This is a genomic window from Kitasatospora sp. NPDC056446 (genome assembly GCF_042796115.1).
Classification (GTDB): domain Bacteria; phylum Actinomycetota; class Actinomycetes; order Streptomycetales; family Streptomycetaceae; genus Kitasatospora.
On record NZ_JBHTRF010000043.1, the window covers coordinates 22,534 to 43,575 of the forward strand.

Sequence of the window (21,042 nt, forward strand, 5' to 3'; positions counted from 1 at the left end):
ACAGGGGATGCATGGTGGGCGAGGAGCAGCGCGGCGGGCCGGAGCGGAGGCCGGCCGGTCTCCAACTCCCCTTGGTGGAATGGGCCCTGGCCGGCGACGGTGATGCCGGCAAGGAGTCGGGCAAGGGTTCGGGCAAGGGGTCGGCGTCCGGGGAGTCCGGGGCGGAGGCGGTTGCGGGTGCGGGTGCGCCGACCGTGGTGCTGCCCGCGCAGACCGGCGCCGGTGGGGCCGGTGGGGCCGGGGCCGTGCTCGGCGCCGGGAGGTCCGCCGTGCCGCCGGTCGCTCCGCCCGACCCCGCCGGAGCCGCCGCCGTCGCGGGGGCGTCGTCGGCGGCCGGGGTGTCCGAGGTGCTCGCCGCCGGCGTGCCGGCCGCCGAACCGGGCGCCGAGCCCGGTGCCGAAGGGGGTGCGCGGTCCGGCCGGGTCTCCCGTCCGATGATCGCGGCGGCCGTCGCCGTCGGCCTGGTGCTGATCGGCACCTCGGTGGTGGTGACGCGGCTCGGCGGCAACGACCACAAGAACGGGCCCGCCCGGGCCGACGCGCCGCCCGGGTACGGACAGGGCGGCGGGGACGGCGGCAACGGCTTCGTCCCCGGCTTCGACGAGCACGGCGGCACCAGCGGCGGCGCCACTCCCGCCCCGGGCGCTCCGGCCGGGGCGGCCGTCCCGCCGACGGACGCCGGGACCGGCTCGCCCGCGCCCGGCGACCAGCCGGCCGCGGCCGGCACCGGCGGCAAGGGCTCCGGTGCCGCCGCCCAGCCCGGTGGATCGGCCAACTCGGCGGGCAGCGGCGGCGGTTCCGGCAGCGGGACCGGCCAGGCCGCGGGCGGCGCGGGGACCGCCCCGGGCGGCAGCGGCGGCGGCGCCAACCCGGCGCCCCAGCAGCCCGCGCCCAAGCAGCCCGTCCCGGACCAGCCCGTCCCGCCGCCGGCCGGGTCCCAGAACCCGGCCCCGCCGCCCGCCAAGCAGCCCGCGCCGGTCACCGCGATCGCCGGGCCGTACTGCGGCGGCTACCGCACCAACGGCTGGTACGACGACGGCGACAAGGGGTGGCGCAACAACTCCGGCGGCTACAGCGGCGAGGGCTGCAACGGCACCTACGCCTCGATGCCGATGTCCGGCGACGCGAACGACGACAAGAGCAACTCGGTGGTCTGGACGTTCACCCTGGACAAGGTCACCAGCTGCACCCTGGCCGTCTACATCCCGGCCAGCGGCAATGTGAAGCAGGTCGGCGGCAATCCGAGCTACTACACGGTGCAGAGCGGCAGCGGCTCGGTCGGCTCGTTCTCGATCAACCAGACGGCCAGCCTCGGCAGCTGGGTGACCAAGGGGCCGTTCCCCTACCGCGGCCCGATCTCGCTCACCCTGCACAGTCGCGGCGTCGACTGGGCGAGCGGCAGCTCGGGGGCCCACCACGCGGCCGGCGCGGTCCGCGCCACCTGCACCGCCTGACGTCCTCGCCGCTTCCGGCCGACCGCTGCCCCCGGTCGGCCGGCGGGTCGGCCGTGCGTCCGTACGGCCGGGACTACGGCTGAACGATCCGTTCCGGTTCACTGAACCACTCCTGACGGAGAGGCCGTTGAGCGGGACAGGATGCACTTCGCGCCCCTCGCCGTTCCGGTCGGGTCTGCCGTGCGGCACGAAATCCTCCGCTCGACGGGCTACCGCTCGGTACCGTCGTCCGGTGGCACCCGGCGTCCGCCGAGTGCCACGGAATCGGAACGAGCGTGAGTCCCGTGATCGGGACGGGGGAGGGGCACGGGATGGATGCGGACGGGCCGGAGGCGCGGGAGTTCGTCGCGGCCCTGGTACGGGCGGGGGCGCCGAGTGCGGCGGGACCGGCCGGACTGGGGGTGCCGGAGGCGGCGGCGGAGCACGTGATCGCGGTCGCCCGGCGGTTGGCGCTGCGGTCGGCGCCGCCGGGGCGGTGGCGGCCGGGGGCGGCGCCGGGGCTGCTGGGGGTGGCGGCGGCGCTGGTGGTGGACGAGCACCCGTCGGCGGCGGGCTGGTCGGGGGCGGAGCGGGAGCGGCTGGCGACCTGGGTCACGGTGCTGATGGAGCACCGCGGCGAGGACGGGGTGGAGGACCTGGTCCGGGCGCTCAACGAGGAGTGAGCGCCCCGGCGGGCGCGCGACCACCGCTCGACGGGTGCTCGGACGGTGCTCGACGGGCACGCGGACGGTGCTCGACGCGTACCGGGCGGTGAGGGGGCCGGGCGGCCGGTGCGGGGAGGGAGCGGGGGCGGCGCGGGGAGGGCGCCGCCGATCCGCTCACGCGGCACTCGGCGACGGGCCGGGTGCCCCCGGCCGGGGCGTTGGCGGATCGTTGGTGAGGACTTGGCGGCGTCCGGCAGTCTGCTGTCACAGTCGCCGCCGGGCCCGGTCCGGCCGGTGCCCCGCGGTGCCCTGCCCGTGCCGTGCCCCCTGCCCGATCTGAGAGGTAGCGCGTGTCGAAGCCGTCCGTCGCCCAGCCCACGCCCGTCGCCCAGCCCTCCGCGGGCCCGTCCGACGCGGCGGGGGCCGCCGCCGCCCCGGCCCGTCCGACCCTCGACCCCGAGACGCTCGCCGAGATCCACCGGCTGCACGGCGGCTACCTGCTGCGTGCGCTGCTGCGGGCCACCGGCGGGGACCGCGGCAAGGCCGAGGACATCCTGCAAGAGACCCTGCTGCGCGCCTGGCAGCACCCGGAGGCGCTGAGCGCCGGCCCGGAGCAGAGCAGGCCGTGGCTGTTCACGGTGGCCCGGCGGATCGCGATCGACCACTACCGGATGGCCGCCGCCCGCGCGAAGGAGGTCATCGGCGAGCAGCTGGAGGACCGCCCGCTCGCCGAGGACCCGTACGAACAGGTCGTGGTGGCACGGGACATCGCGCTGGCGCTGCGCCGGGTGCAGAAGCACCACCGCGAGGTGCTGGTCGAACTCCACCTGAAGGACCGGTCGGTGCTGGAGGCCTCGGCCCGGCTGGGCGTGCCGCCGGGGACGGTCAAGTCCCGCAACTTCTACGCGATCCGGGCGCTGCGCCCGGTCCTGGCGGCGGAGCACGGCTACGCCCCGGTCGAGCGCGGGCACGTCCAGGCGTAGCGCCTTTCCCGGCGCGGCCGCGCCGGCCGCGCCGGCCCCGGCGGTGTCAGCGGCCCGGGGGCCGGTCGGCCGTCCGGCGGTTGAGGGACTCCTCCAGGCTGGTGGTGAACTCGCTGAGGTGGCCGGCCTGCCGGTCGTGGCAGCGGAAGCGGTCGAGCGCCGTGCGCAGCCGTCCGCTCACCTCCGGCTCCCGGCCGCGCGCCACCAGGTGTGCGGCGTAGGACTGTTCGGCGACCGCGTGCAGGTAGAGCAGCCCGGCCTCCTCGCACGCGGCGAGCAGCCGGTGCCAGGCGAGGTCGGCGGCCTCGTCGCGGACCGTCGGCGGGAGGGCCTGCGCCTCGGTCAGCATCGACCAGAGGTGGACCTGGGTGACCGGGGCGGGCGGCAGCAGTTCGCGGGCCTCGCGGGAACGGATCCGGGCACCGTCCCGGTCGCCGGTGGCCAGGCTGACCCAGCCCTGGTGGACCTTGGCGTCGACCAGTCGGCGGCGGTCGCCCGAGGCGAGGGCGAGGGCGGTGGCGGCGGCCGCCAGCCGTTCGGCCTCGCCGGACTTCCCGAGCATCGCGGTGACCAGGGCCAGGGTGGCGAGCGCGCGGACGCGCGCGGACGAGGCCCTCGGCCCGTCCGCCGACTCGGCGGCGGCCACCGCCCGGCGTGCCGACTCCGCCGACTCGTGCCGCCGTTCGAGCGCGACCAGGGCCTGGGCCCGGCAGTTGAGCAGCAGGGCGACGGCGACCGGGTCACCGCACCGCTCGGCCGCCCGCAGGCCGACCCGGGCGCAATCCAGCCAGTCGGTGAACCGGCTGGCGCCGTAGTAGAGCGAGCCGCTGGTCAGGGCGAGCCGCCAGGCGCGGCCGGGGTCGGTGTCGGCGGTGGTGTCGACCAGGGCGCGTACGGCGGGCTCCTCGGCGCGGAACCAGTCGAGCGCGGTGCGGATGTCGACGGCGCCCGGGAGGGCCTGCGGAGGGTGGGCGGGGGAGCCCGCGTCCTCCTGGCCGGGGTCGAGCAGTGCGCCGCAGTGCTGGAGGGCGGCGAGGTAGTGGTCCGCGAGGCGCTCGTGGAACAGGCGCCGGCGCGGCCCGGGCTGTCCGGCGAGCAGCCCGGCACTGAACAGGCGGACCAGGTCGGTGCGGCGGTAGCGGCCGGGCGCGGTGCCGGTGAGCAGGTGGTGGGCGGCCAGCTCGCCGAGCGCCCGGTGGGCGGTGGCGGGGTCGGTGCGGAGCAGGGCGGCGCTCGCCAGGGTGTCCACCTCGGCGCCCGGGTGGGCGGCCAGGGCGGTCAGCAGTTCGGCGGCGGGCGGTGAGAGCCGGTGGTGGGTCAGGTCGAGCTGGGTGGCGACGCCCAGTTCGTCGTCGGCGTCCAGGACGGCCAACCTGCCGCCCTCGTCGGCGAGTTCGTCGGCCAGACCGGCGACCGTCCAGTCCGGCCGGCCGGCCAGCCGGGCGGCGGCGATCCGCAGGGCGAGCGGCAGGCGGTCGCAGAGCCGGGCGAGCCGGGCGGCGGCCTCCGGTTCGGCCCGCACCCGTTCGGGCGTCAGGGCGCGTTCCAGGAGGCGCACGGCGTCGTCCTCGGGCAGTGCGGCCAGGCGCAGCAGGGCGGCCCCGTCGAGGGCGACCAGCTCCTCCAGCGAGCCCCGGCTGGTGACGACGGCGGCGCAGCCGGGTCCCTCGGGCAGCAGGTCGGCGACCTGGTCGGCGTCGGCGGCGTCGTCCAGGACCACCAGCAGCCGGCGGCCCCGGGTCCGTTCTCGGAACAGCGCGGCGCGTCCGGCGCGGTCGGCCGGGACGGCGTCGGCGGGGACGCCGAGCGCGTGCAGGAAGCCGGTGAGGACGGTGTCGGGGTGCGCCGCCCCGTCCGGGGCGAGGCCGTGCAGGTCGGCGTGGAGCCGGCCGTCGGGGAAGCGGGCGGCGGCCCGGTGCGCCCAGGCGGTGACCAGCGTGCTCTTGCCGACCCCGGCGGGGCCGACCACCAGCACCGGGCCGTCCCCGGCGCGGTCCGGGGCGCAGTCGTGGTCGAGCCGGTCGAGTTCGGCCTGCCGTCCGACGAAGTCCACCGGCCGGCGGGGGAGCTGCTGCGGGACCCGGGCGGCGGGCGCGGGGGGCGGCGGGGCGGCGGGCAGCCGCTCCGGGCGGTCGTCGGCCAGCACCTCGGCGAGGGCCGCCCGCAGGGCCGGCCCGGGCCGGATCCCCAGCTCCAGGTCCAGCCGCAGCCGGGCCCGGTGGTAGGCGGCCAGGGCCTCCGCGGGCCGCCCGGCCTGGCGCAGGCAGCGCATCAGCAGTGCCACCGGCTCCTCGCGCAGCCCGTCGGTCCGGACGCTCTGCTCCAGGGCCGCCACCGCCGCCGCGCCGGTGCCCTGGCGCAGCCTCAGCCCGGCCCAGCAGAGCAGCGCGGCGGTGCGGGACTGCTGCAGGTGGTCCACCGCGGCGGTGCGCAGCGGGGTGTCGGGCAGGTCGGCCAGGGCCTCGCCGCGCCACAGCCGCAGCGCCTCCTCCAGCAGCGCGGTCGCCTCGGCGTCGTCGCCGCGCCCGGTGTGCTCGGCGGCCCGCGCGGCCAGGGCGTCGAAGCGCAGGGCGTCCACCTCGTCGGCCGGCCCGGTCAGCAGGTAGCCCGAGGCCCGGGTGTGCAGCGCGAACGGGGTGTCGGCGAGCACCTTGCGCAGCGCGGCCACGTGCCCCTGCACCGCCGCCCGCGCGCTGGCCGGCGGCACCTCCCCCCACAGCACCTCGCAGAACCGGTCCATGGTGACCACGCGTCCGAGCCCCAGCGCCAGCAGTGCCAGGATCGCCCGCCGCTGCGCCCCCGCCGGCGTGGCGAAGCCGTCCGCCCCGACCCGCAACTCCACCGGGCCGAGCAGCCGAATCCGCACCAAGACCCCCACCCTCGCCGTCCACCGTGCCCGGGGTGGCCCCCGGGGTGGAGCAGTGTAGTGCGCGAACCTGTCCGGTCCGCGCCCGCCGATCGCCCCCGCTCCGGTGAGGACGAGGCGGGGGCGGTCGCGGGTTGCGTCGGTCCGCGAGCACGCCGCCCGGCCCGGCCGGTCGTCCCGGTGCCCTCGGCGAGCCCCCAGGCCCGGGGGCGTCCCGGGCGCGCAGTCCCCCGGGCCCGGCCGGGCCCGGGGGCCCGGGGGCCTCCCGGGCGGGCCTATCCTCGGACCGGAGTCCGCGGGCGGGGAGGGGAGGGGCGCGTGCACATCGATCTGCTCGGGCCGGTGGCCGTACGGCGGGAGGACGGGGCGACGGTGACGCCCTCGGCCCCCAAACGGCGGGCGCTGCTCAGCGCGCTCGCCGTACGGCTGAACCAGACGGTGGCCACCGAGGAGCTGATCGAGCTGGTCTGGGACGGCGGGGCGCCGCCCACCGCGCGGGCCGCCCTCCAGGGGCACGTCGCGGCGCTGCGCCGGCTGCTGGACGGGCCGGAGCTGGCGCTGGACACCCGGGGGTGCGGGTACGTGCTGGCCGGCGAGCCCGACCGGGTCGACCTGCTGCGCTTCGCACGCCTCTGCGAGGAGGTGGACGTCCTGCTGCCCGGGCCCGCCGCCCCGCCCGGCGCCGCGCCGGAGGACCCGGCGCTGCCGCGGCTGCGCGCCGCCCTGGACCTGTGGCGCGGCCCGGCGCTCACCGACTGCGGCTCCGCCCTGCTCCGCGAGCGCACGCTGCCCCAGCTGACCGACCTGCGGCTGCGCGCCCTGGAACGGCTCGCCGAGGGACTCCTGCGGGCGGGCCGGGGCGGCGAGTCGGCCGCCGAACTGGCCGAGGCGGCCGACGCCCACCCGTCCCGGCAGACGCTCACCGCCCGGCTGGTCCGCTGCCTGGAGCAGGCCGGGCGGCACACCGAGGCGCGGGAGCGCTACGAGCGGGCGGTGGCCCGGATCGCCGGCCCGCCCGGTCCGGAACTGCGCCGTGCCGGTGCCGGGTTCGGCGCCGGTCCGGTCCGGTCCGGCCGCCGCTTCGTCGGCCGGGCGGCCGAACTCGCCCGGCTGGACGCGGCCCTGCCCGCCGCCCGGGCCGGGCGCCCGGTCCTGGTCACCGGCCCGGCCGGGGCCGGCAAGACCGCCCTGGTCCGGCACTGGGCGGCCCTGCGCGAGGCCGAGCACTTCCCGGACGGCCTGCTCCGCGCGGACCTGCGCGGCTTCCACCCGGACGGGCCGCGCGAACCCGCCGACGTCCTGGCCGAGTTCCTCACCGCCCTCGGCGTCGCCCCGGACGCCCTGCCCGACTCGACCGCCGAGCGCTCCCGCCGGTACCGCGAACTCCTCGCCGGGCGGCGGACGGTGGTCCTGCTGGACGACGCCGCCTCGTACCGGCAGCTTGCCCCGCTGCTGCCCGACCCGCCGGCGGCGGACCCCGGCGGCGCGGACGTCCCGTCGCCCGTCGCCGTGGTCACCAGCCGCAGCCGGCTGCGACACCTGCTGGTCCGCGAGGGCGGCGTCCCGCTCCCGCTGGGCGGCCTCACCCGCGAGGACGCCGCCGCCCTGCTCACCCGCACCCTCGGCCCCGACCGGACCGACGACGCCCCGGAGGCCGTCGCCGAACTCGCCGAGCGGTGCGACCGGCTGCCGCTCGCGCTGCGGCTGGCCGCCGCCCGCCTGGCCGCCCGGCCGGACTGGTCCCCGGCCGACCTCGTCGCCGAACTCGCCGACCCGGAGACCGGGTTGGCGGCCCTCTCCGGCACCGGCGCCGGGACCCGGGGCCCGGTCGGCCTCACCAGCGCCCTCGACCGGACGTACCGGACCCTGCCGCCCGCCGCCGCCCGGCTGTTCACCCTGCTCGGGCTGCACCCCGGCGCGGTGATCGACACCGGCACCGCCGCGGCCCTCGCGGACCTGCCGCCCGCCGACACCCGGACCCTGCTGGCCCGGCTGGACGCCGTCCACCTGCTGGAGGAGGCCACCCCCGGCCGCTACGCCCGGTGCGAGCTGGTGCTCCGCTACGCCGCCCGGCAGGCCGCCGAACTCACCTGCGACGAACGGTTCGTCGCCCTCGACCGGCTGATCGCGCACTACCTGGAGGTCACCGAGGGCTGGACGGCCGGGGGCGCCGCGGGCGGTGACGGCAGCGGGCGGGCGGCGGCCTGGTTCCGCCGCGAGGAGAGCGCCCTGCGGGCCGTGGTGGTCTGCGCCGAACAGTTCGGACGGACCGCCCACTGCTGGCAACTCGCCCACCGGATCAGCCTGTTGTACGAGACCACCGGCCACGACCGGACGCACTGGCGGGCTGTCGTCGAGGCCGGGCTCAGCGCCGCGCACGCCGACGGGGACGACACCGCCGTCGCCCGGCTCGGCACCGACCTGGCCGTCCTGCACATCGCCCGCGCGGCCCACCGCACCGCCGCCGAACACCTGGACCGCGCCGTCGCCGCGGCCGACCGGGCCGACGACGCCGCGCTGCGCCACCACTGCCGCAGCCGGGTGGCCGCCGCACTGCTGCGGGCCGGCCGGTACGAGCGGGCCCTGCCCATGCTCACCGACCTGGTGAGCGCCGCCCGCACCCCGGCCACCGGTCACCTGCTGGTCCACTCGCTCACCGGGCTCGCCGACGCCCTGGTCCTGGCCGGCGACCCCGGCCCGGCCCTGGCCCACGCCGACGAGGCCGTCCGCGCCGCCACCGTCGGCCCCGGCTCGGGCGGTGCCGGGGCCGTCCTCGCCACCCACAGCCGCGCCCGCGCGCTGCACGCCCTCGGCCGCCGCGACGCCGCGCTGTCCTCCGCCCGCCTCGCCGTCGCCCTCGGCCGTACGGTGGGGGACCCGGCGCTGGAGGCGCGCTCGCACGGCCTGCTGGCGGACCTGCTGGACGAGCTCGGCCGCGGCGTGGAGGGGGCGGAAGCCCGCCGCCGGGCCGAGGCACTGGTCGCGGCCGGCCGCTGACGTGCGGGCGGAGGGCCCCGGGCCGTGCGGCCGGGGCCCTGCGCCGTCGCCGGAGCCGCACGCGGAACCGCCCCGGCGGAACCGCGCGCGAACCCGGGATGAACCAACGCCCGCCGTCGAGCCGTTCACCAGAGAGCGGAACCGCAGGCGGAACTATCGGCAGTTCCGCCCCGCGGCTCCGCCCGGCCGCCGGACCGCCCGAGGCCCGGTCGGCCCGGCTGACCTGGGACGCGGCGGCGCCGAGCGGTCGGGTACGGGGAATTCCGCCGTCGCGGCATACTTCTGCCTGGCACCTTCGGCCGGACACGGGTCCAGGCAGAAGTGCGGAAGTGCGACGTGGCGGAACCGGGTGACCGGGTGACCGAGTGGGCGGGAGCGGGGCATGACGGCTTGGGGCGGCGTCGGGGTGGGCGCGGAGGCGGGCGAGTTCGGCGGCCTGCTGGCCGGGCACCGGGTGGCGGCCGGTCTGACCCAGGAGGAACTCGCCGCCGCCGCCGGGGTCAGCCTGCGGGCCCTCGGGGACATGGAGCGCGGCCGTACCCGCGGACCGCAGCGGCGCACCGTACGGGCCCTGGCGGAGGCGCTGGGCCTGGACGAGGAGCGGGCGGAACAGCTGGACCGCGCCGCGCAGTCGGGGCGCCCGCGCGGCGTCCGGCCGGGCCCGGCGAGGACGGTGCCCCAGGCCCCGTCCCCGGTTGTGCCCCAGCCCGCGGCCCGGGACCGGGCCCCCGCGGCGAGGCCCGTCGCCGCCGGCCAGAGCGCCCTCGCCCTGCCCCGCGACATCGCCGACTTCACCGCCCGTGAGGGCGCCCTCGCCGCCCTCGCCGGACTGGCCTCGGACGAGCGGCCCCGGCACCCCCGGGTGGTGCTGATCAGCGGTCAGCCCGGCCTGGGCAAGACGGCCTGCGCCCTGCACGCCGCCCACACCCTGGCCCCGGACTTTCCGGACGGCCAGCTCTCCCTCGACCTCGGCGGCCTGTCCGCCCAGCCGCTGTCCGCCCGGGACGCGCTCGGCCAGGTGCTCCGCGCCCTGGGTGTCGAGGACGCGGCCGTACCCGCCGGGACGGAGGAGCGCGCGGGCCTCTACCGGGCCCTGGTGCGCGAACGGCGGCTCGTCCTGGTGCTGGACGACGCCGCCGACGAGGGCCAGGTGCGCCCGCTGCTGCCGGGCGCCGGGCCGGCCGTGACCATCGTCACCAGCCGCAGCGCGCTGCCCGGCCTGGAGTCGGTCCACCGGTTGGGCCTGGACGTGCTCTCGCCGGTCGAGGCGGCCGGCCTGCTGGCCCGGATCGCGGGCCGGGAGCGGATCGAGGCCGCGCCCGACGCCACCGCCGAACTGGCCCGGCTCTGCGGCTACCTGCCGCTGGCGCTGCGCATCGCCGGGCAGCGGCTGGTCGCCCGGCCGCAACAGCCGGTGGCCCACCTGGTGCGCCAGCTCGCCGCCGAGGAGAACCGGCTGGACCTGCTGGAGACCGGTGACCTGGCGGTCCGCCCGGCCTTCGAACTGTCCTACCGACGGCTGCCCGCCGAGTCCCGACTGGTGCTGCGCCGCTGCGCCCTGACCGCCGGGCCGGACTTCACGGCGGCCGTCGCCGCGGCCTACGCGGACCGGTCGCCGGCCCGCACCGAGCTGCTGCTGGAGCAGCTCGTCGACGCCGGTCTGGTACAGCCGGCCACCCCGGACCGCTACCGCCTGCACGACCTGGTGCGCCTCTACGCGGGCGAGCGGCTGGCCGTCGACGAGTCGGCCGAGGAACTGGCCGAGGCCCGCACCCGGGCCGGGCGCTGGGTGCTCGGCCGGGCGACGGAGTACGGGCTGCGGTTCGACCCCGAGCACGCCAAGGACGGCGCCGAGCCGACCGGCTCCGCGCCCGCGCACCTCACCGAGGCGGCGCGCTGGCTGGAGTACGAGCACCCGGAGTGGCTGGCCGCCCTGCACCGGGCGCAGCGGGCCGGCCGGTACCGGGAGGTGATCGACACCGCCGAGGCCATGCACTGGTTCTCCGACCGGCTGCTGAGCTGGGGGATCTGGGCGGAGGTGTTCCAGCTCTCGGTGGACGCCGCCCGGGCGGTCGGCGACCGGCGGGCCGAGGCGGTGCACGTCAACTACCTGGCCTGGACCTACGTCACCTGTCTGCACCGCTACCAGCGCGGAATCGAACTGGCCTCCGAGGGGCTGGAGTTGGCCGTCGAGACCGGGGACAGCGAGCAGCAGGGCTGGGCCCTCACCTACCTGGGCTCCGGCCTGCGCCACCTGCGGCGGCACCGGGAGGCGACCGACGCGCTCCACCGGGCGGCGGACGCCTTCGCCCTGGTCGACAACCGTTCCGCGCTGATCGGCCGGCTGGTGGTGCTGCGCGGCGCGGCCACCTGCCTGCGCGAGTCCGGGCGGGCCGAGGAGGCGGTGGACTCCCGCCGGCGGGCGCTGGCCGGCGCGCTGGAGCTGGTCGAGCGCTGGTCCTCACCGCTGATGCACCTGCTGGCCGCCATGACCGCGCACGAACTCGGCCTGGACCGGGCGGCGCTGAAGCGCTGGCCGGCCGCCGAGAAGGCCTACCGGCAGGCCCTGGTGCACTACGAGGCGGTCGGCCGGCCGGACAGCATGACCAAGACGCTGACCGAGCTCGGCACCGCGCTGATCGAGCAGGGCCGCGCCGAGGAGGCCCGCGAACTGCTCACCGAGGCGCTCACCGACCTGAGTGCCGACGGTCCCCGGCCGGGCCCGCCGCGGCCCTGACCCGGTCACCCGCGCCCCGGGCCGGACGGCGGGCCGTCGGACCGGGGGCAGGGCGACCGGGGGCAGGCGGCCGGGTCAGGGCGACCGGTGCTGCCAGGAGGGTCAGATCCGGGTGTCGTCCACCACGGGCACCTGGGCCGTCAGACGGGCGCCGGGGGCGCCGGGCGCGCCAGTGCCCTGGGTGTCCGCACGCGGCGCGAACGCCGAGCGCGGCGCGACCGTGGGCTTCTTGCCGCAGAAGGCCGGCTCCAGGGTGTTCATCAGGCCCTGCGTCACCGCGCCGTTGTTGGAGGCGTTGGCGAAGACCACCACGCTGCGGTGCCCGTCCAGGGCGGTGAACGACTGGGTCTGGAACCCCTGCACGATGCCGCCGTGGCCGTACACGTCGCCGCAGCTCAGCGAGATGCGGCGGAACCCGAGCCCGTAGGAGACCTTCGCGGTGGGCGTGGGCAGGACGGCGGCCATCTGCTGCACGGAGGCGTCCGAGACGAGCCCGCCGTTGCTGCCGGCCACCAGCGCGGTGAGGAAGCGGTCGAGGTCCTCGGCGTCGGAGATGACGGCCCCGGCGCTCCACACCCAGGAGCCGTTGGACTCGGTGGAGTCCAGCAGCGGCTTGCTGCGGTCGTCGTTGGTGAGGTAGCCGGTGACGTGGGCGCCCTGGATCGCCTGGTCCGGGACCACGAAGGAGGTCTTGCGCAGGTGGAGCGGCTGGATGATCCGCTCGTTCAGCACCTCGGCGTAGGGCTGGCCGGTGAGGTTCTCGATCGCCAGGCCGAGCAGTACGAAGTCGGTGTTGGAGTAGGAGTAGCGGCTGCCGGGGGTGTACTGCACACCGTGCTTGACCGACAGCGCCACCAGGTCGCGCGGGTCGTACACCGTGCTGCGGATGCGCGCCTCGAACGCGCTGGTGGTCTCCTCGCCGGCCTGCTCCAGCAGGTCGTTGGTGTGGTCGTAGATGCCGGCCCGGTGCTCCATGACCTGGCGGCCGGTCATGGTCCAGCCCTCCGGCAGGGTGCCGGCCGGCAGGTACTCGCGCAGCGGCCGGTCGAGGTCGATCCGGCCCTCCTCCACCAGCTGCATGACGAGAACGGCGGTGAACATCTTGCTGTTGCTGCCGACCCGGAACCTCCACGAGGAGTTCATCGGCGTCCCGTCCAGGTTCGCCAGGCCGGTGGCCACCGAGCGGGTGTCCTCCTGGGCGCCGTGGTCGCGGATCACCGCGAAGGCGCCCGGGGCACCGGCGGCCGTGGTGGCCTGAAGGGCGGCGAGCACGCCGGCGACGTCGGCGGCGGGCGCGGCGGCGGTGCCCTGCTCGGCGGCGACGGCGTGCGCGGCACCGGTGGCCATCAGGACGGCACCGGCGGCGGCGACCGCGAGGGGACGCAGAAGGCTGGTCTTCGCCATGTTCCTCGGTTCTCTCATCTGCTGACGCGGCATCGGACCGCGCCGATCGAAGATCACTATCACCGGCCGGGGCGGCTGCTGGCAATGTGAACCGGTTCGCCCGCATCGTCCGTTGTGGGCACCGCCCGGGAAGCCCGTGCGAACCGCCCGTGAACCGCCCGGCGGGGCCGCACCGTTCGTTTCCCGGTCCGGAGCCAAGGTTTCACCTGCCGTCGTCTACCCGCGTTGACGGCCGGGCTCCATGCTGTTCGGGCGCTCCTCGTGCTCCGGTGCGCCCACCGCACCGGCACCCTGCCCGCCGGAACCGCTCCCCAGCCCCGCCCGCCCGTCGCCGCCCGCGACCGTAGCGTCCGTCCGCGCCATCCAGCAGATCCCTCCCCAACCATGGAGCTTCCCCATGCCCCTGGCCTCCCTGGCGCGCCGCGCCGGTGCCCTGCTGCTCGCCACCACCGGCCTGATACCGCTCGCCGGCAGCGCCCAGGCCGCCACCGCGGCCTCCGGCACGTACACCGCGGTCGTCTTCCCCGACCAGGACCACACGGTCGTCTACAACCTGATCAACTCGGCGACCCGGTCCGTCGACGTCACCATGTACGAGCTGCGCGACACCACCGCCGTCAACGCCCTGGTCGCCCGTCAGCGGGCGGGCGTCGCGGTCCGGGTGATCCTGGACGGCGCGCACACCTCGGTCAACGGGGCCGCCTACTCGGCCCTCAAGGCCGCCGGCGCCGGTGTGACGTACTCCTCCACGGCGTTCGTCTACACCCACCAGAAGACCGTCACCGTGGACGGCGCGACCTCGCTGATCATGACCGGCAACCTGGACTCCACCTACTACGCCAACGACCGCGACTTCGGCGTCGTCGACACCGACGCCAACGACGTCGCCGCGATCGAGCGGGTCTTCGCCGCCGACTACGCCAAGACCGCCGTCACCCCGACCGACGGCGACAACCTGGTCTGGTCGCCCACCGACTCGCAGTCCCGGCTGCTGGCCCTGATCAACGGCGCGCGGACCAGCCTCGACCTGGAGCAGCTGGAGTTCGGCGACCAGGCCCTGGTGGACGCCGTCGCCGCGGCTGCCGCCCGCGGCGTCACCGTGCGCGTGGTCGGCATGAACCCGACCTCGTACGCCGACTACTTCGACCAGGTGACCACGGCCGGCGGCAGGGTCGTCACCTACTCCTCGACCACCGGTCTGTACGTCCACGCCAAGGTCATCGTCGCCGACTACGGCACCGCGTCGGCCAAGGTGTTCGCCGGTTCGGAGAACTTCTCGGACAACTCGCTGAACCACAACCGGGAACTGGGCCTGATCACCACCGACTCCGGGGTGCTCACCACCATCGAGTCGACCTTCGCCGGCGACTTCGCCAACGGCACGCCGTACTAAGCCGCGTACGCCCTGGGCCGCGTACGTCCTCGGCCGGACGCCACCGGGCCGAACACCCCGCCGCCACGGAAACGCCCCACCCGCCCCACCCCCCCATGCCGAGCGGCTCGCCGGGCCGCTCCTCACCCAAGGACTTGTCATGACTTCGTCCACGAAGACCCGGAACCCCCGGTCCCGCCGCACCGCCACCGCGATCGGCTCCGCCGTCGCGCTGGTCGCCGCCTCCGCCGGCCTGTGGGCGGCGACCGCGTCCACCGCGCAGGCAGCCGCCCTGCCCACGCCCGACCACATCATCGTCGTGGTGATGGAGAACCACGCCTACACCCAGGTCATCGGCAGCAGCAGCGCCCCGTACCTCAACAACACCCTGAAGGCGGGCGGCGCCAACCTCACCCAGTCCTTCGGCATCACCCACCCGAGCGAGCCGAACTACTACGCGCTGTTCTCCGGCTCCACCCAGGGCACCGTCGACGACAGCTGTGTGACCGTCGGCGGCTTCCAGAGCGCCAACCTGGCCTCCGAGGTCATCGCCGCCGGCAAGACCTGGGCCAGTTACAACGAGTCCCTGCCCAGCCAGGGCAGCACCGTGTGCAGCAGCGGCAACTACGCCCAGAAGCACAACCCCTGGTTCGGCTTCGGCAACGTCCCGGTCAGCTCGGCCAAGACCTTCGCCCAGTTCCCGACCGACTACACCACCCTGCCGAACGTCTCCTTCGTGGTGCCGAACCTCTGCAGCGACATGCACGACTGCTCGGTCAGCACCGGCGACACCTGGATCAAGAACAACCTCGGCGCGTACGCCACCTGGGCGCAGAGCCACAACAGCCTCCTCGTCGTCACCTTCGACGAGGACAACAAGCTGTCCGGCAACCGCATCCCGACCCTGGTCTACGGCGCCCACGTCACCCCCGGCAGCAGCTCCGCCACCACCTACAACCACTACAACGTGCTGCGCACCCTGGAGGACCTGGCCGGCACCACCGGTCACGCGGGCAACGCGGCCTCCGCGAGCGACATCACCGGCATCTGGAACTGACCAGCGGTGATCAGGGCTTGACGTGAGCCCCGGTCCGGGTCGGCGGCCGCTCGGCCACCGGCCCGGGCGCGGGTACGGGTACGGTCGTGGGCTCGGGCAGGGCCGTGGACCCGGGTACGGTCGTGGGCTCGGCCCCGGACGGGGTTCCGGGCCCGGCCGCGGGAGGCGCGCGGTGCCCGCGCACCCCGGGTACCGCCGCCGTGCCCGCGCAGACCAGGGCCACCAGTGCCGCGGCCGCCAGCAGCGGCACCCGGCTGCCCCAGGCGTCGGCGGCCAGCGGCGCCAGCACGTACCCGAGCGGGGCGGCGGCCAGCGAGAGCAGCCAGTCGTACGAGGTGACCCGGGCCAGGCTCCCGGCCGGGAAGTCCTGCTGCACCACCGTCTCCCACAGCGGGTTGAGGAAGCCCAGCCCGGCCATCGCCACCGCCTGCGCCGCCACCGCGACGGGTGCCGGGGCCGGGACGGCCAGCGCCAGCAGGGGCAGCGCGAACAGTGCGAGGGCGAGGTTCCCGGCGAGCACCGGGCGGCGCGGGCGGAGCCGTCCGGCGAGCAGCGAGCCGACCAGCAGGCCCACCGCCCCGGCCTGGGTCAGCGCCACCCAGGCGCCGTCGCCGCCGAGGCGGGTGGCGGCGATCAGCGGGCCGAGGGTGAGCAGCACGGCGTTCGCGCCGTTCCACACGCCGTGGGCGATCAGGCTGGTCCAGTACCAGTCGCGGGCACGCACCTCGCTCCAGCCTTCGGCGAGGTCCCGGCGCAGCGAGCGCGGCCGGCTGGTGGCGCTGTCGGCGCCGTCGGGGCCCGGGGCCCGGTCGGCGGTGGACCGGGGGAGCCGGGCGAGCCGCAGGAGCAGTGCGGCGCTCAGGACGAAGGAGGCGCCGTCCAGCAGGAACGCCCAGCCGGGCCCCGCCGTGTACACCAGCAGCCCGGCGAGGGCCGGGCCGGCGAGGCGCGCGGCGCCGGTCGCGGTGCCGAGCAGGGCGTTGGCGCGCAGCCGCAGTGCGCCCCGGACGGTCGCCGCGACCAGCGGGGAGGCGGTGGGCGCGGCGAAGGCGGAGGCGGTGCCGCCGACCGCCGAGGCGAGGGCGATGTGCGTCAGGCTCGGGTGCCCGCCGAGCAGTTCCAGGCCGACGAGCACCTGGGTGACGGCGCGTACCAGGTCGGTGGCGAGGGCGACCAGGCGCGGGTCGAAGCGGTCCCCGGCCACGCCGCCGATCGGCAGCAGGAGCAGCTTCGGCACCATCGCGCAGCCGAGCACCAGGGCGAGGGCGGTGGAGGAGCCGGTGGCCCGGGTGACGGCGATGGCGAGGGCGGCCGGGACGACGGCGTCGCCGAGGGTGGAGATCGTCCGGCCGAGGAGGAGCAGGCGGAAGTCGGGCAGGCGCAAGGGGTGGCTGGTCACGCGCCGCACTGTATTTCGGTGACGAAATTTCGGCAACGAATATTTCGGTGGCGTTGCTTCAGGGTTTGTAGACTCCTCCCATGGCCGAGCACCTCCCCCCGCAGGAGCACCTCCCCTCGCAGGACGCCCCGCTCCGCGACTGGACGGACGGCCACGTCGAGCGCTGGCAGCCCGTGCTGCCCGACCTCGACCCCGTCATCGAGGCCGCCGTCACCCGGATGTGGCGGCTCACCCGCCACCTCGGCCGGGTCCGTGAACAGGGCGTCGCCGACTACGGCCTGCACAAGCACGAGTTCGACACCCTGCACGTCCTCGCCGGGCGCGGCGGCCACGCCGCCCCCTCCGACCTGCGCGCCGACCTCAACCTCGCCCCGGCCTCCGTGACCGGCCGCCTGGAGACCCTCGAACGGCGCGGCTTCGTCCTGCGCACGCCCTCGACGGAGGACCGGCGCAAGGTCGACATCGTGCTGACGGAGGCCGGGCGGGCCGCCTGGCACGAAGCCCTGGACGTGGTCGGCCGGGAGGAGCGCCGGCTGCTGGGGGTGCTGTCCGAGGAGGAGCGCCACACGCTGTCGGAGCTGCTGCGCAAGGTGATGCTGGCCCAGGAGCAGGGCGGGTGACCCGCTCCGGCCCCCGGAGGGCTCGACCCGCCACCCGCGTCCCTGGTATCGATAGGGGCGTGCGATTCGAACTGGTGCCGATGCCGGACGGTGTGGGGGCGCGTCCCCGGGACGGGCGGGGGTACCCGGTGCCGGCGATCACGCCGTGGCACGGGGGCGAGCCGCAGTTCGCGCTCACCGACCGCGACCGCAGCGCCGACTGCGCGCTGGGGCGCCGCTGTTCGGTGTGCGGCCGGCTCATGGAGCGCGGACCGGTGTGGCGGGTCGTCGGGCCCGCCGAGAGCGCCGCGATCGCCGGGGCGCTCGCGGCCGGGCAGCCGTACCGCAACCTCGCGCCGACCATGGAGGGCCCGGGGCACCGGGCGTGCATGCTCTACGCGTCGATGGTCTGCCCGTACCTGGCCCGCCCGAACGCCCGGCGCCGGGGGACCGCCGAGAACGCGGTCGGCGGGGACGCGGCCGACGGACTGACGTCGGCCGCCGTCCGCGGGGCGGCGCGCGGCGGACTGGGCGCGGTCGTCGGCTTCGGGGACTACGAGTACGCGGTCACCGACAACCGGGTGCTGTTCCGCTTCCTCGACCTGGTCGAGTTCCTGCCGCACGAGTCGGCCGACGAGCACCTGGCCGCGCTGCGCGCGGAGTTGGCGAAGCCCGACCGGGGGCGGTAGCCCGGGGTCCGGGGTCCGGGCTGGGCCCCGGGCGCGCCTCAGGGCCGGTACGCCGGCAGGCCCTTGACGGTGGACACCGGGGTCGGCGCGGCGGACCCGTCGGCGGGCAGGGTGCTGACCCCGTCCGGGGTGCGGGCCGCGATGGTCCTGCCGTCGGGGGACCAGGCGGGCTCGGTGTAGTCCGTGGCGGCCGAGGGGGTGAGGTCCTTCTCGGTCTTCCGGTCGGACTGGGTGGAGCGGGTGAACAGGTGGTCGTGCCCGTTCACCGAGCGGACGAAGACGAGCTGCTCGCCGTCGGGGGAGAGGGCGGGCTGGGAGCCCTTGCCCATGTCCCGCGCGTTGGGCCGGATGTAGTCGTCGTAGAGGTACACCTCGCCGGCCGGGGTGTTGGCGTACGCGATCCCGCCGTGCCGGCCGCCCGCGGAGGCCCAGGTGTTCCCGGTCTGCGGGGGCTGCGGCAGGTTCTCGTTGCCGCCCTCGGAACTGTGCGGGGTGAGCACCTCGGGGGTGGCGCCCGGAGTCCCGGCCGGGACCCGCTCCAGCCGCAGGGTGCCGCCCTTGGCGGACGCGAAGACGATGGTGTTGAAGCGCTCCAGCCCCTCGGCGCCGGAGGTGTCGCCGGGCTGCGGCGCGGCACGCAGCCAGGTCGGGTGGGACCAGGTCTCCCCGCCGGGGTTCCTGGCGAGGGTGGCCTTCCCGCCGCCGTCCGGGTTCGCGGTCACCAGGTCGCCGTTGCCGTCGATGAAGGCGGCCTTCCTGCCGTCGGGCGACCAGGTGAGGTCGCGGACGACGGTGCCGAAGTCGACGGTGGTGCCGTTCAGCGCGACGGTCCGGGTGCCGGTGCTGATGGTGAGGTGGTTGGCGGCGGAGGTGCCGTTCACCTCCTTGCCGCCCGGCGTGGGGCTGCCGGAGCCGGACGGGCCGCCGGACGGGCCGCCGGACGCGCCTGCGGCCGGTGCCGGTGCCGCCGAACCGGACCCGGAGCCGCCCGGGGCGGCGGTGGGACCGGAGTCGGCGGCCTCGGGGCCGCAGGCGGAGAGCAGGACCGCGCCGACGGTGGTCATCAGGGCGATCGCGGCGGCGGTGCCGAATCTGTTGCGCACGGACATGTCCAGGTCCCCCTCGGATGCTGTTCGCTTCGACAAGGAGCGTCCCAGGGCCGGGTCAGTGACCGGTTCGGGGCGTGTCACAGGCCGGGAACAGTGCCGGGCCCGCGTGGAGCGGCGGTCAGCGGCGGTCAGCGGTGCGCGGGACGTCGGGGGCCGGGGCCGGGGCCGGGGTTGGGGTCGGGGCCGGGGGTTCAGAGCCCCAGCTCGGTGAGCCCCGGGTGGTCGTCGGGGCGGCGGCCGAGCGGCCAGTGGAACAGCCGCTCCCCGGCGGTGATCGGCAGGTCGTTGACGGACGCGTGCCGCCGGGCCATCAGGCCGTTCCGGTCGAACTCCCAGTTCTCGTTTCCGTAGGAGCGGTACCAGCGGCCCGCGTCGTCGTGCCACTCGTAGGCGAAGCGGACCGCGATCCGGTCGCCGTGGTACGCCCAGAGCTCCTTGACCAGCCGGTAGTCGAGCTCGCGCTGCCACTTGCGGGTGAGGAAGTCGGCGATCCGCTCGCGGCCGGTGAGGAACTCGGCGCGGTTGCGCCAGCGGCTGTCGGGTGTGTAGGCGAGGGCGACGCGGTGGGGGTCGCGGGTGTTCCAGCCGTCCTCGGCGGCCCGGACCTTCTGCCGGGCGGTCTCCTCGGTGAACGGGGGCAGGGGCGGGCGCCGGTCGGCGCCCCGGTCGTCCGGTTCGGTGGGCTGTCCAGGCATGGGGGACTCCTCGGGAACGGTCATTCCGCCGGTGAGAACGATCGTTCTCACTCTGGTGGCTACGATAGGAGAATCATCGTTCTCGCGCAAAGGGCACGGCAGATGGAGCACGAAGACCCGCGGACCCGGATCCTGGACGCGGCCGAGGAGCTGTTCTACGGGCAGGGCGTCCAGGCGGTCGGCATGGACGCGGTCCGGGCCGCCTCCGGCATGACGATGCGCCGCCTCTACCAGCACTTCCCGTCCAAGAACGACCTGGTCGAGGCCTACCTGCTGCGCCGCGACGGCCGCTGGCGGGCGGACCTCGCGGTGTACGTCTCCCGCGTCGGCGGCCCGCCCCGGGAGCAACTGCTCGCCGTCTTCGACTGGCTCGGCCGCTGGTTCGCCGAACCGGGCTTCCGCGGCTGCGCGTTCGTCAACTCCCTGGGCGAACTGGGCGCCACCACCCCCGTCGTCGTGGCCGCCGCCCGCCACCACAAGGAGGAGTTCGGCGGCTACCTCGCCGGCCTGGCCGAGGCCGCCGGTGCCCCGCCCGCCACCGCCGTCCACCTGACCCTGCTCGCCGAGGGCGCCATCACCGTCGCCGCCGTGCACGGCGACCCGACGGCCGCCGCCGACGCCAAGCAGGCCGCCCGCCTACTGCTGGACGCGGCGGCCCCGGCCTGACTGCCTCCGCCCGGGACCACCCCGAACCGGAGGCCAGGGCCCGCGAACCGGCCGCGCACGGGTGCTACGTGCGCGTGCCCGACCTCTTCTGCCCGCACGGACCGGCGCCGGTGGTCGCGCTCCCCGCACTCACCGCGCGCGGGTCCACCTCGGCCTGGCCGAGGGCGACCTGTCACCCGAGTCCCTCGCCGTGCTCGACCGGGCGCCGGACGCTACAGGTGTCGACTGCACCTCCGGGACCTGCCCCGGCACCGTCCACGGCCGCACGATGTCGGACACCGCCGCCTTCGACACCGTCGCCGTCGACCCCGCGGCCCCGCGCCGCCATCGGGACCGGCTGTTCCCCCTCCTCGGCGGTGCCCTCGCACGCG

General features: G+C 76.6%; 15 protein-coding genes. 10 read left to right on the forward strand and 5 right to left on the reverse strand.

Annotation, left to right across the window (positions count from 1 at the left end; translation table 11 throughout):
* The first annotated feature begins 11 nt into the window (after positions 1-11).
* From ACFQ6N_RS24975 to ACFQ6N_RS24985, 3 genes are all read left to right on the forward strand, one after another.
* Entirely contained in the window at positions 12-1,454 is a 1,443-nt protein-coding gene (locus ACFQ6N_RS24975; RefSeq protein ID WP_380653047.1) for a hypothetical protein, read from the forward strand.
* 311 nt (positions 1,455-1,765) lie between these two features.
* On the forward strand, positions 1,766-2,116 hold the full coding sequence (locus ACFQ6N_RS24980; protein WP_380653049.1) for a hypothetical protein: 351 nt from the start codon (positions 1,766-1,768) through the stop codon (positions 2,114-2,116).
* A 332-nt stretch (positions 2,117-2,448) separates the two neighbouring features.
* Positions 2,449-3,081: a sigma-70 family RNA polymerase sigma factor gene (locus tag ACFQ6N_RS24985; RefSeq protein WP_380653051.1), complete on the forward strand. Its 633-nt coding sequence runs from the start codon at positions 2,449-2,451 to the stop codon at positions 3,079-3,081.
* Positions 3,082-3,127: 46 nt separating this feature from the next.
* On the opposite strand, the gene ACFQ6N_RS24990 is transcribed toward ACFQ6N_RS24985, so the two are convergent.
* A complete protein-coding gene (locus tag ACFQ6N_RS24990) occupies positions 3,128-5,947 on the reverse strand; it encodes a BTAD domain-containing putative transcriptional regulator (RefSeq protein WP_380653166.1) in 2,820 nt (939 codons plus the stop codon).
* A gap of 318 nt (positions 5,948-6,265) precedes the next feature.
* On the opposite strand from ACFQ6N_RS24990, the gene ACFQ6N_RS24995 reads away from it, so the two are divergent.
* Entirely contained in the window at positions 6,266-8,944 is a 2,679-nt protein-coding gene (locus ACFQ6N_RS24995; protein ID WP_380653054.1) for a BTAD domain-containing putative transcriptional regulator, read from the forward strand.
* A 382-nt stretch (positions 8,945-9,326) separates the two neighbouring features.
* Positions 9,327-11,681, forward strand: a complete 2,355-nt coding sequence (locus ACFQ6N_RS25000; protein WP_380653056.1) for an ATP-binding protein — start codon at positions 9,327-9,329, stop codon at positions 11,679-11,681.
* Positions 11,682-11,783: 102 nt separating this feature from the next.
* Here ACFQ6N_RS25000 and ACFQ6N_RS25005 read toward each other — a convergent pair whose 3' ends face one another.
* Positions 11,784-13,085: a serine hydrolase domain-containing protein gene (locus ACFQ6N_RS25005; protein ID WP_380653060.1), complete on the reverse strand. Its 1,302-nt coding sequence runs from the start codon at positions 13,083-13,085 to the stop codon at positions 11,784-11,786.
* Between the two features lie 397 nt (positions 13,086-13,482).
* Between ACFQ6N_RS25005 and ACFQ6N_RS25010 the strand changes: the two genes are divergently transcribed.
* Positions 13,483-14,478 carry a phospholipase D-like domain-containing protein gene (locus tag ACFQ6N_RS25010; protein WP_380653062.1) on the forward strand — a complete coding sequence of 332 codons (996 nt, stop codon included), beginning with the start codon at positions 13,483-13,485 and terminating at the stop codon, positions 14,476-14,478.
* A 139-nt stretch (positions 14,479-14,617) separates the two neighbouring features.
* Positions 14,618-15,514, forward strand: coding sequence for an alkaline phosphatase family protein (locus ACFQ6N_RS25015; RefSeq protein ID WP_380653065.1), 897 nt, complete (start codon positions 14,618-14,620; stop codon positions 15,512-15,514).
* A 10-nt stretch (positions 15,515-15,524) separates the two neighbouring features.
* Here the strand turns inward: ACFQ6N_RS25015 and ACFQ6N_RS25020 are convergent, their stop codons facing one another.
* On the reverse strand, positions 15,525-16,913 hold the full coding sequence (locus tag ACFQ6N_RS25020; protein WP_380653068.1) for an MFS transporter: 1,389 nt from the start codon (positions 16,911-16,913) through the stop codon (positions 15,525-15,527).
* Between the two features lie 80 nt (positions 16,914-16,993).
* On the opposite strand from ACFQ6N_RS25020, the gene ACFQ6N_RS25025 reads away from it, so the two are divergent.
* Together ACFQ6N_RS25025 and ACFQ6N_RS25030 are read left to right on the forward strand one after the other, a co-directional pair.
* Positions 16,994-17,533 (forward strand): MarR family winged helix-turn-helix transcriptional regulator, encoded by a 540-nt coding sequence (locus ACFQ6N_RS25025; RefSeq protein WP_380653071.1) that lies wholly within the window; start codon positions 16,994-16,996, stop codon positions 17,531-17,533.
* 59 nt (positions 17,534-17,592) lie between these two features.
* Positions 17,593-18,201 carry a hypothetical protein gene (locus ACFQ6N_RS25030; RefSeq protein WP_380653074.1) on the forward strand — a complete coding sequence of 203 codons (609 nt, stop codon included), beginning with the start codon at positions 17,593-17,595 and terminating at the stop codon, positions 18,199-18,201.
* 38 nt (positions 18,202-18,239) lie between these two features.
* Here ACFQ6N_RS25030 and ACFQ6N_RS25035 read toward each other — a convergent pair whose 3' ends face one another.
* Entirely contained in the window at positions 18,240-19,310 is a 1,071-nt protein-coding gene (locus tag ACFQ6N_RS25035) for a hypothetical protein (RefSeq protein WP_380653077.1), read from the reverse strand.
* Positions 19,311-19,501: 191 nt separating this feature from the next.
* The gene (locus tag ACFQ6N_RS25040; protein WP_380653080.1) at positions 19,502-20,005 is read right to left on the reverse strand and encodes a DUF1348 family protein; all 504 of its coding nucleotides are present in this window, start codon (positions 20,003-20,005) and stop codon (positions 19,502-19,504) included.
* Between the two features lie 102 nt (positions 20,006-20,107).
* Between ACFQ6N_RS25040 and ACFQ6N_RS25045 the strand changes: the two genes are divergently transcribed.
* The gene (locus ACFQ6N_RS25045; protein WP_380653083.1) at positions 20,108-20,671 is read left to right on the forward strand and encodes a TetR/AcrR family transcriptional regulator; all 564 of its coding nucleotides are present in this window, start codon (positions 20,108-20,110) and stop codon (positions 20,669-20,671) included.
* The last annotated feature ends 371 nt before the right edge of the window (positions 20,672-21,042 follow it).

Bases quoted from the DNA above. Each gene is read 5' to 3' on its own strand.
- ACFQ6N_RS24975 (WP_380653047.1), top strand. From the start codon at position 12: ATGGTGGGCGAGGAGCAGCGCGGCGGGCCGGAGCGGAGGCCGGCCGGT.
- ACFQ6N_RS24980 (WP_380653049.1), top strand. From the start codon at position 1,766: ATGGATGCGGACGGGCCGGAGGCGCGGGAGTTCGTCGCGGCCCTGGTA.
- ACFQ6N_RS25000 (WP_380653056.1), top strand. From the start codon at position 9,327: ATGACGGCTTGGGGCGGCGTCGGGGTGGGCGCGGAGGCGGGCGAGTTC.
- ACFQ6N_RS25005 (WP_380653060.1), bottom strand. From the start codon at position 13,085: ATGGCGAAGACCAGCCTTCTGCGTCCCCTCGCGGTCGCCGCCGCCGGT.
- ACFQ6N_RS25010 (WP_380653062.1), top strand. From the start codon at position 13,483: ATGCCCCTGGCCTCCCTGGCGCGCCGCGCCGGTGCCCTGCTGCTCGCC.
- ACFQ6N_RS25015 (WP_380653065.1), top strand. From the start codon at position 14,618: ATGACTTCGTCCACGAAGACCCGGAACCCCCGGTCCCGCCGCACCGCC.
- ACFQ6N_RS25025 (WP_380653071.1), top strand. From the start codon at position 16,994: ATGGCCGAGCACCTCCCCCCGCAGGAGCACCTCCCCTCGCAGGACGCC.
- ACFQ6N_RS25035 (WP_380653077.1), bottom strand. From the start codon at position 19,310: ATGTCCGTGCGCAACAGATTCGGCACCGCCGCCGCGATCGCCCTGATG.
- ACFQ6N_RS25040 (WP_380653080.1), bottom strand. From the start codon at position 20,005: ATGCCTGGACAGCCCACCGAACCGGACGACCGGGGCGCCGACCGGCGC.
- ACFQ6N_RS25045 (WP_380653083.1), top strand. From the start codon at position 20,108: ATGGAGCACGAAGACCCGCGGACCCGGATCCTGGACGCGGCCGAGGAG.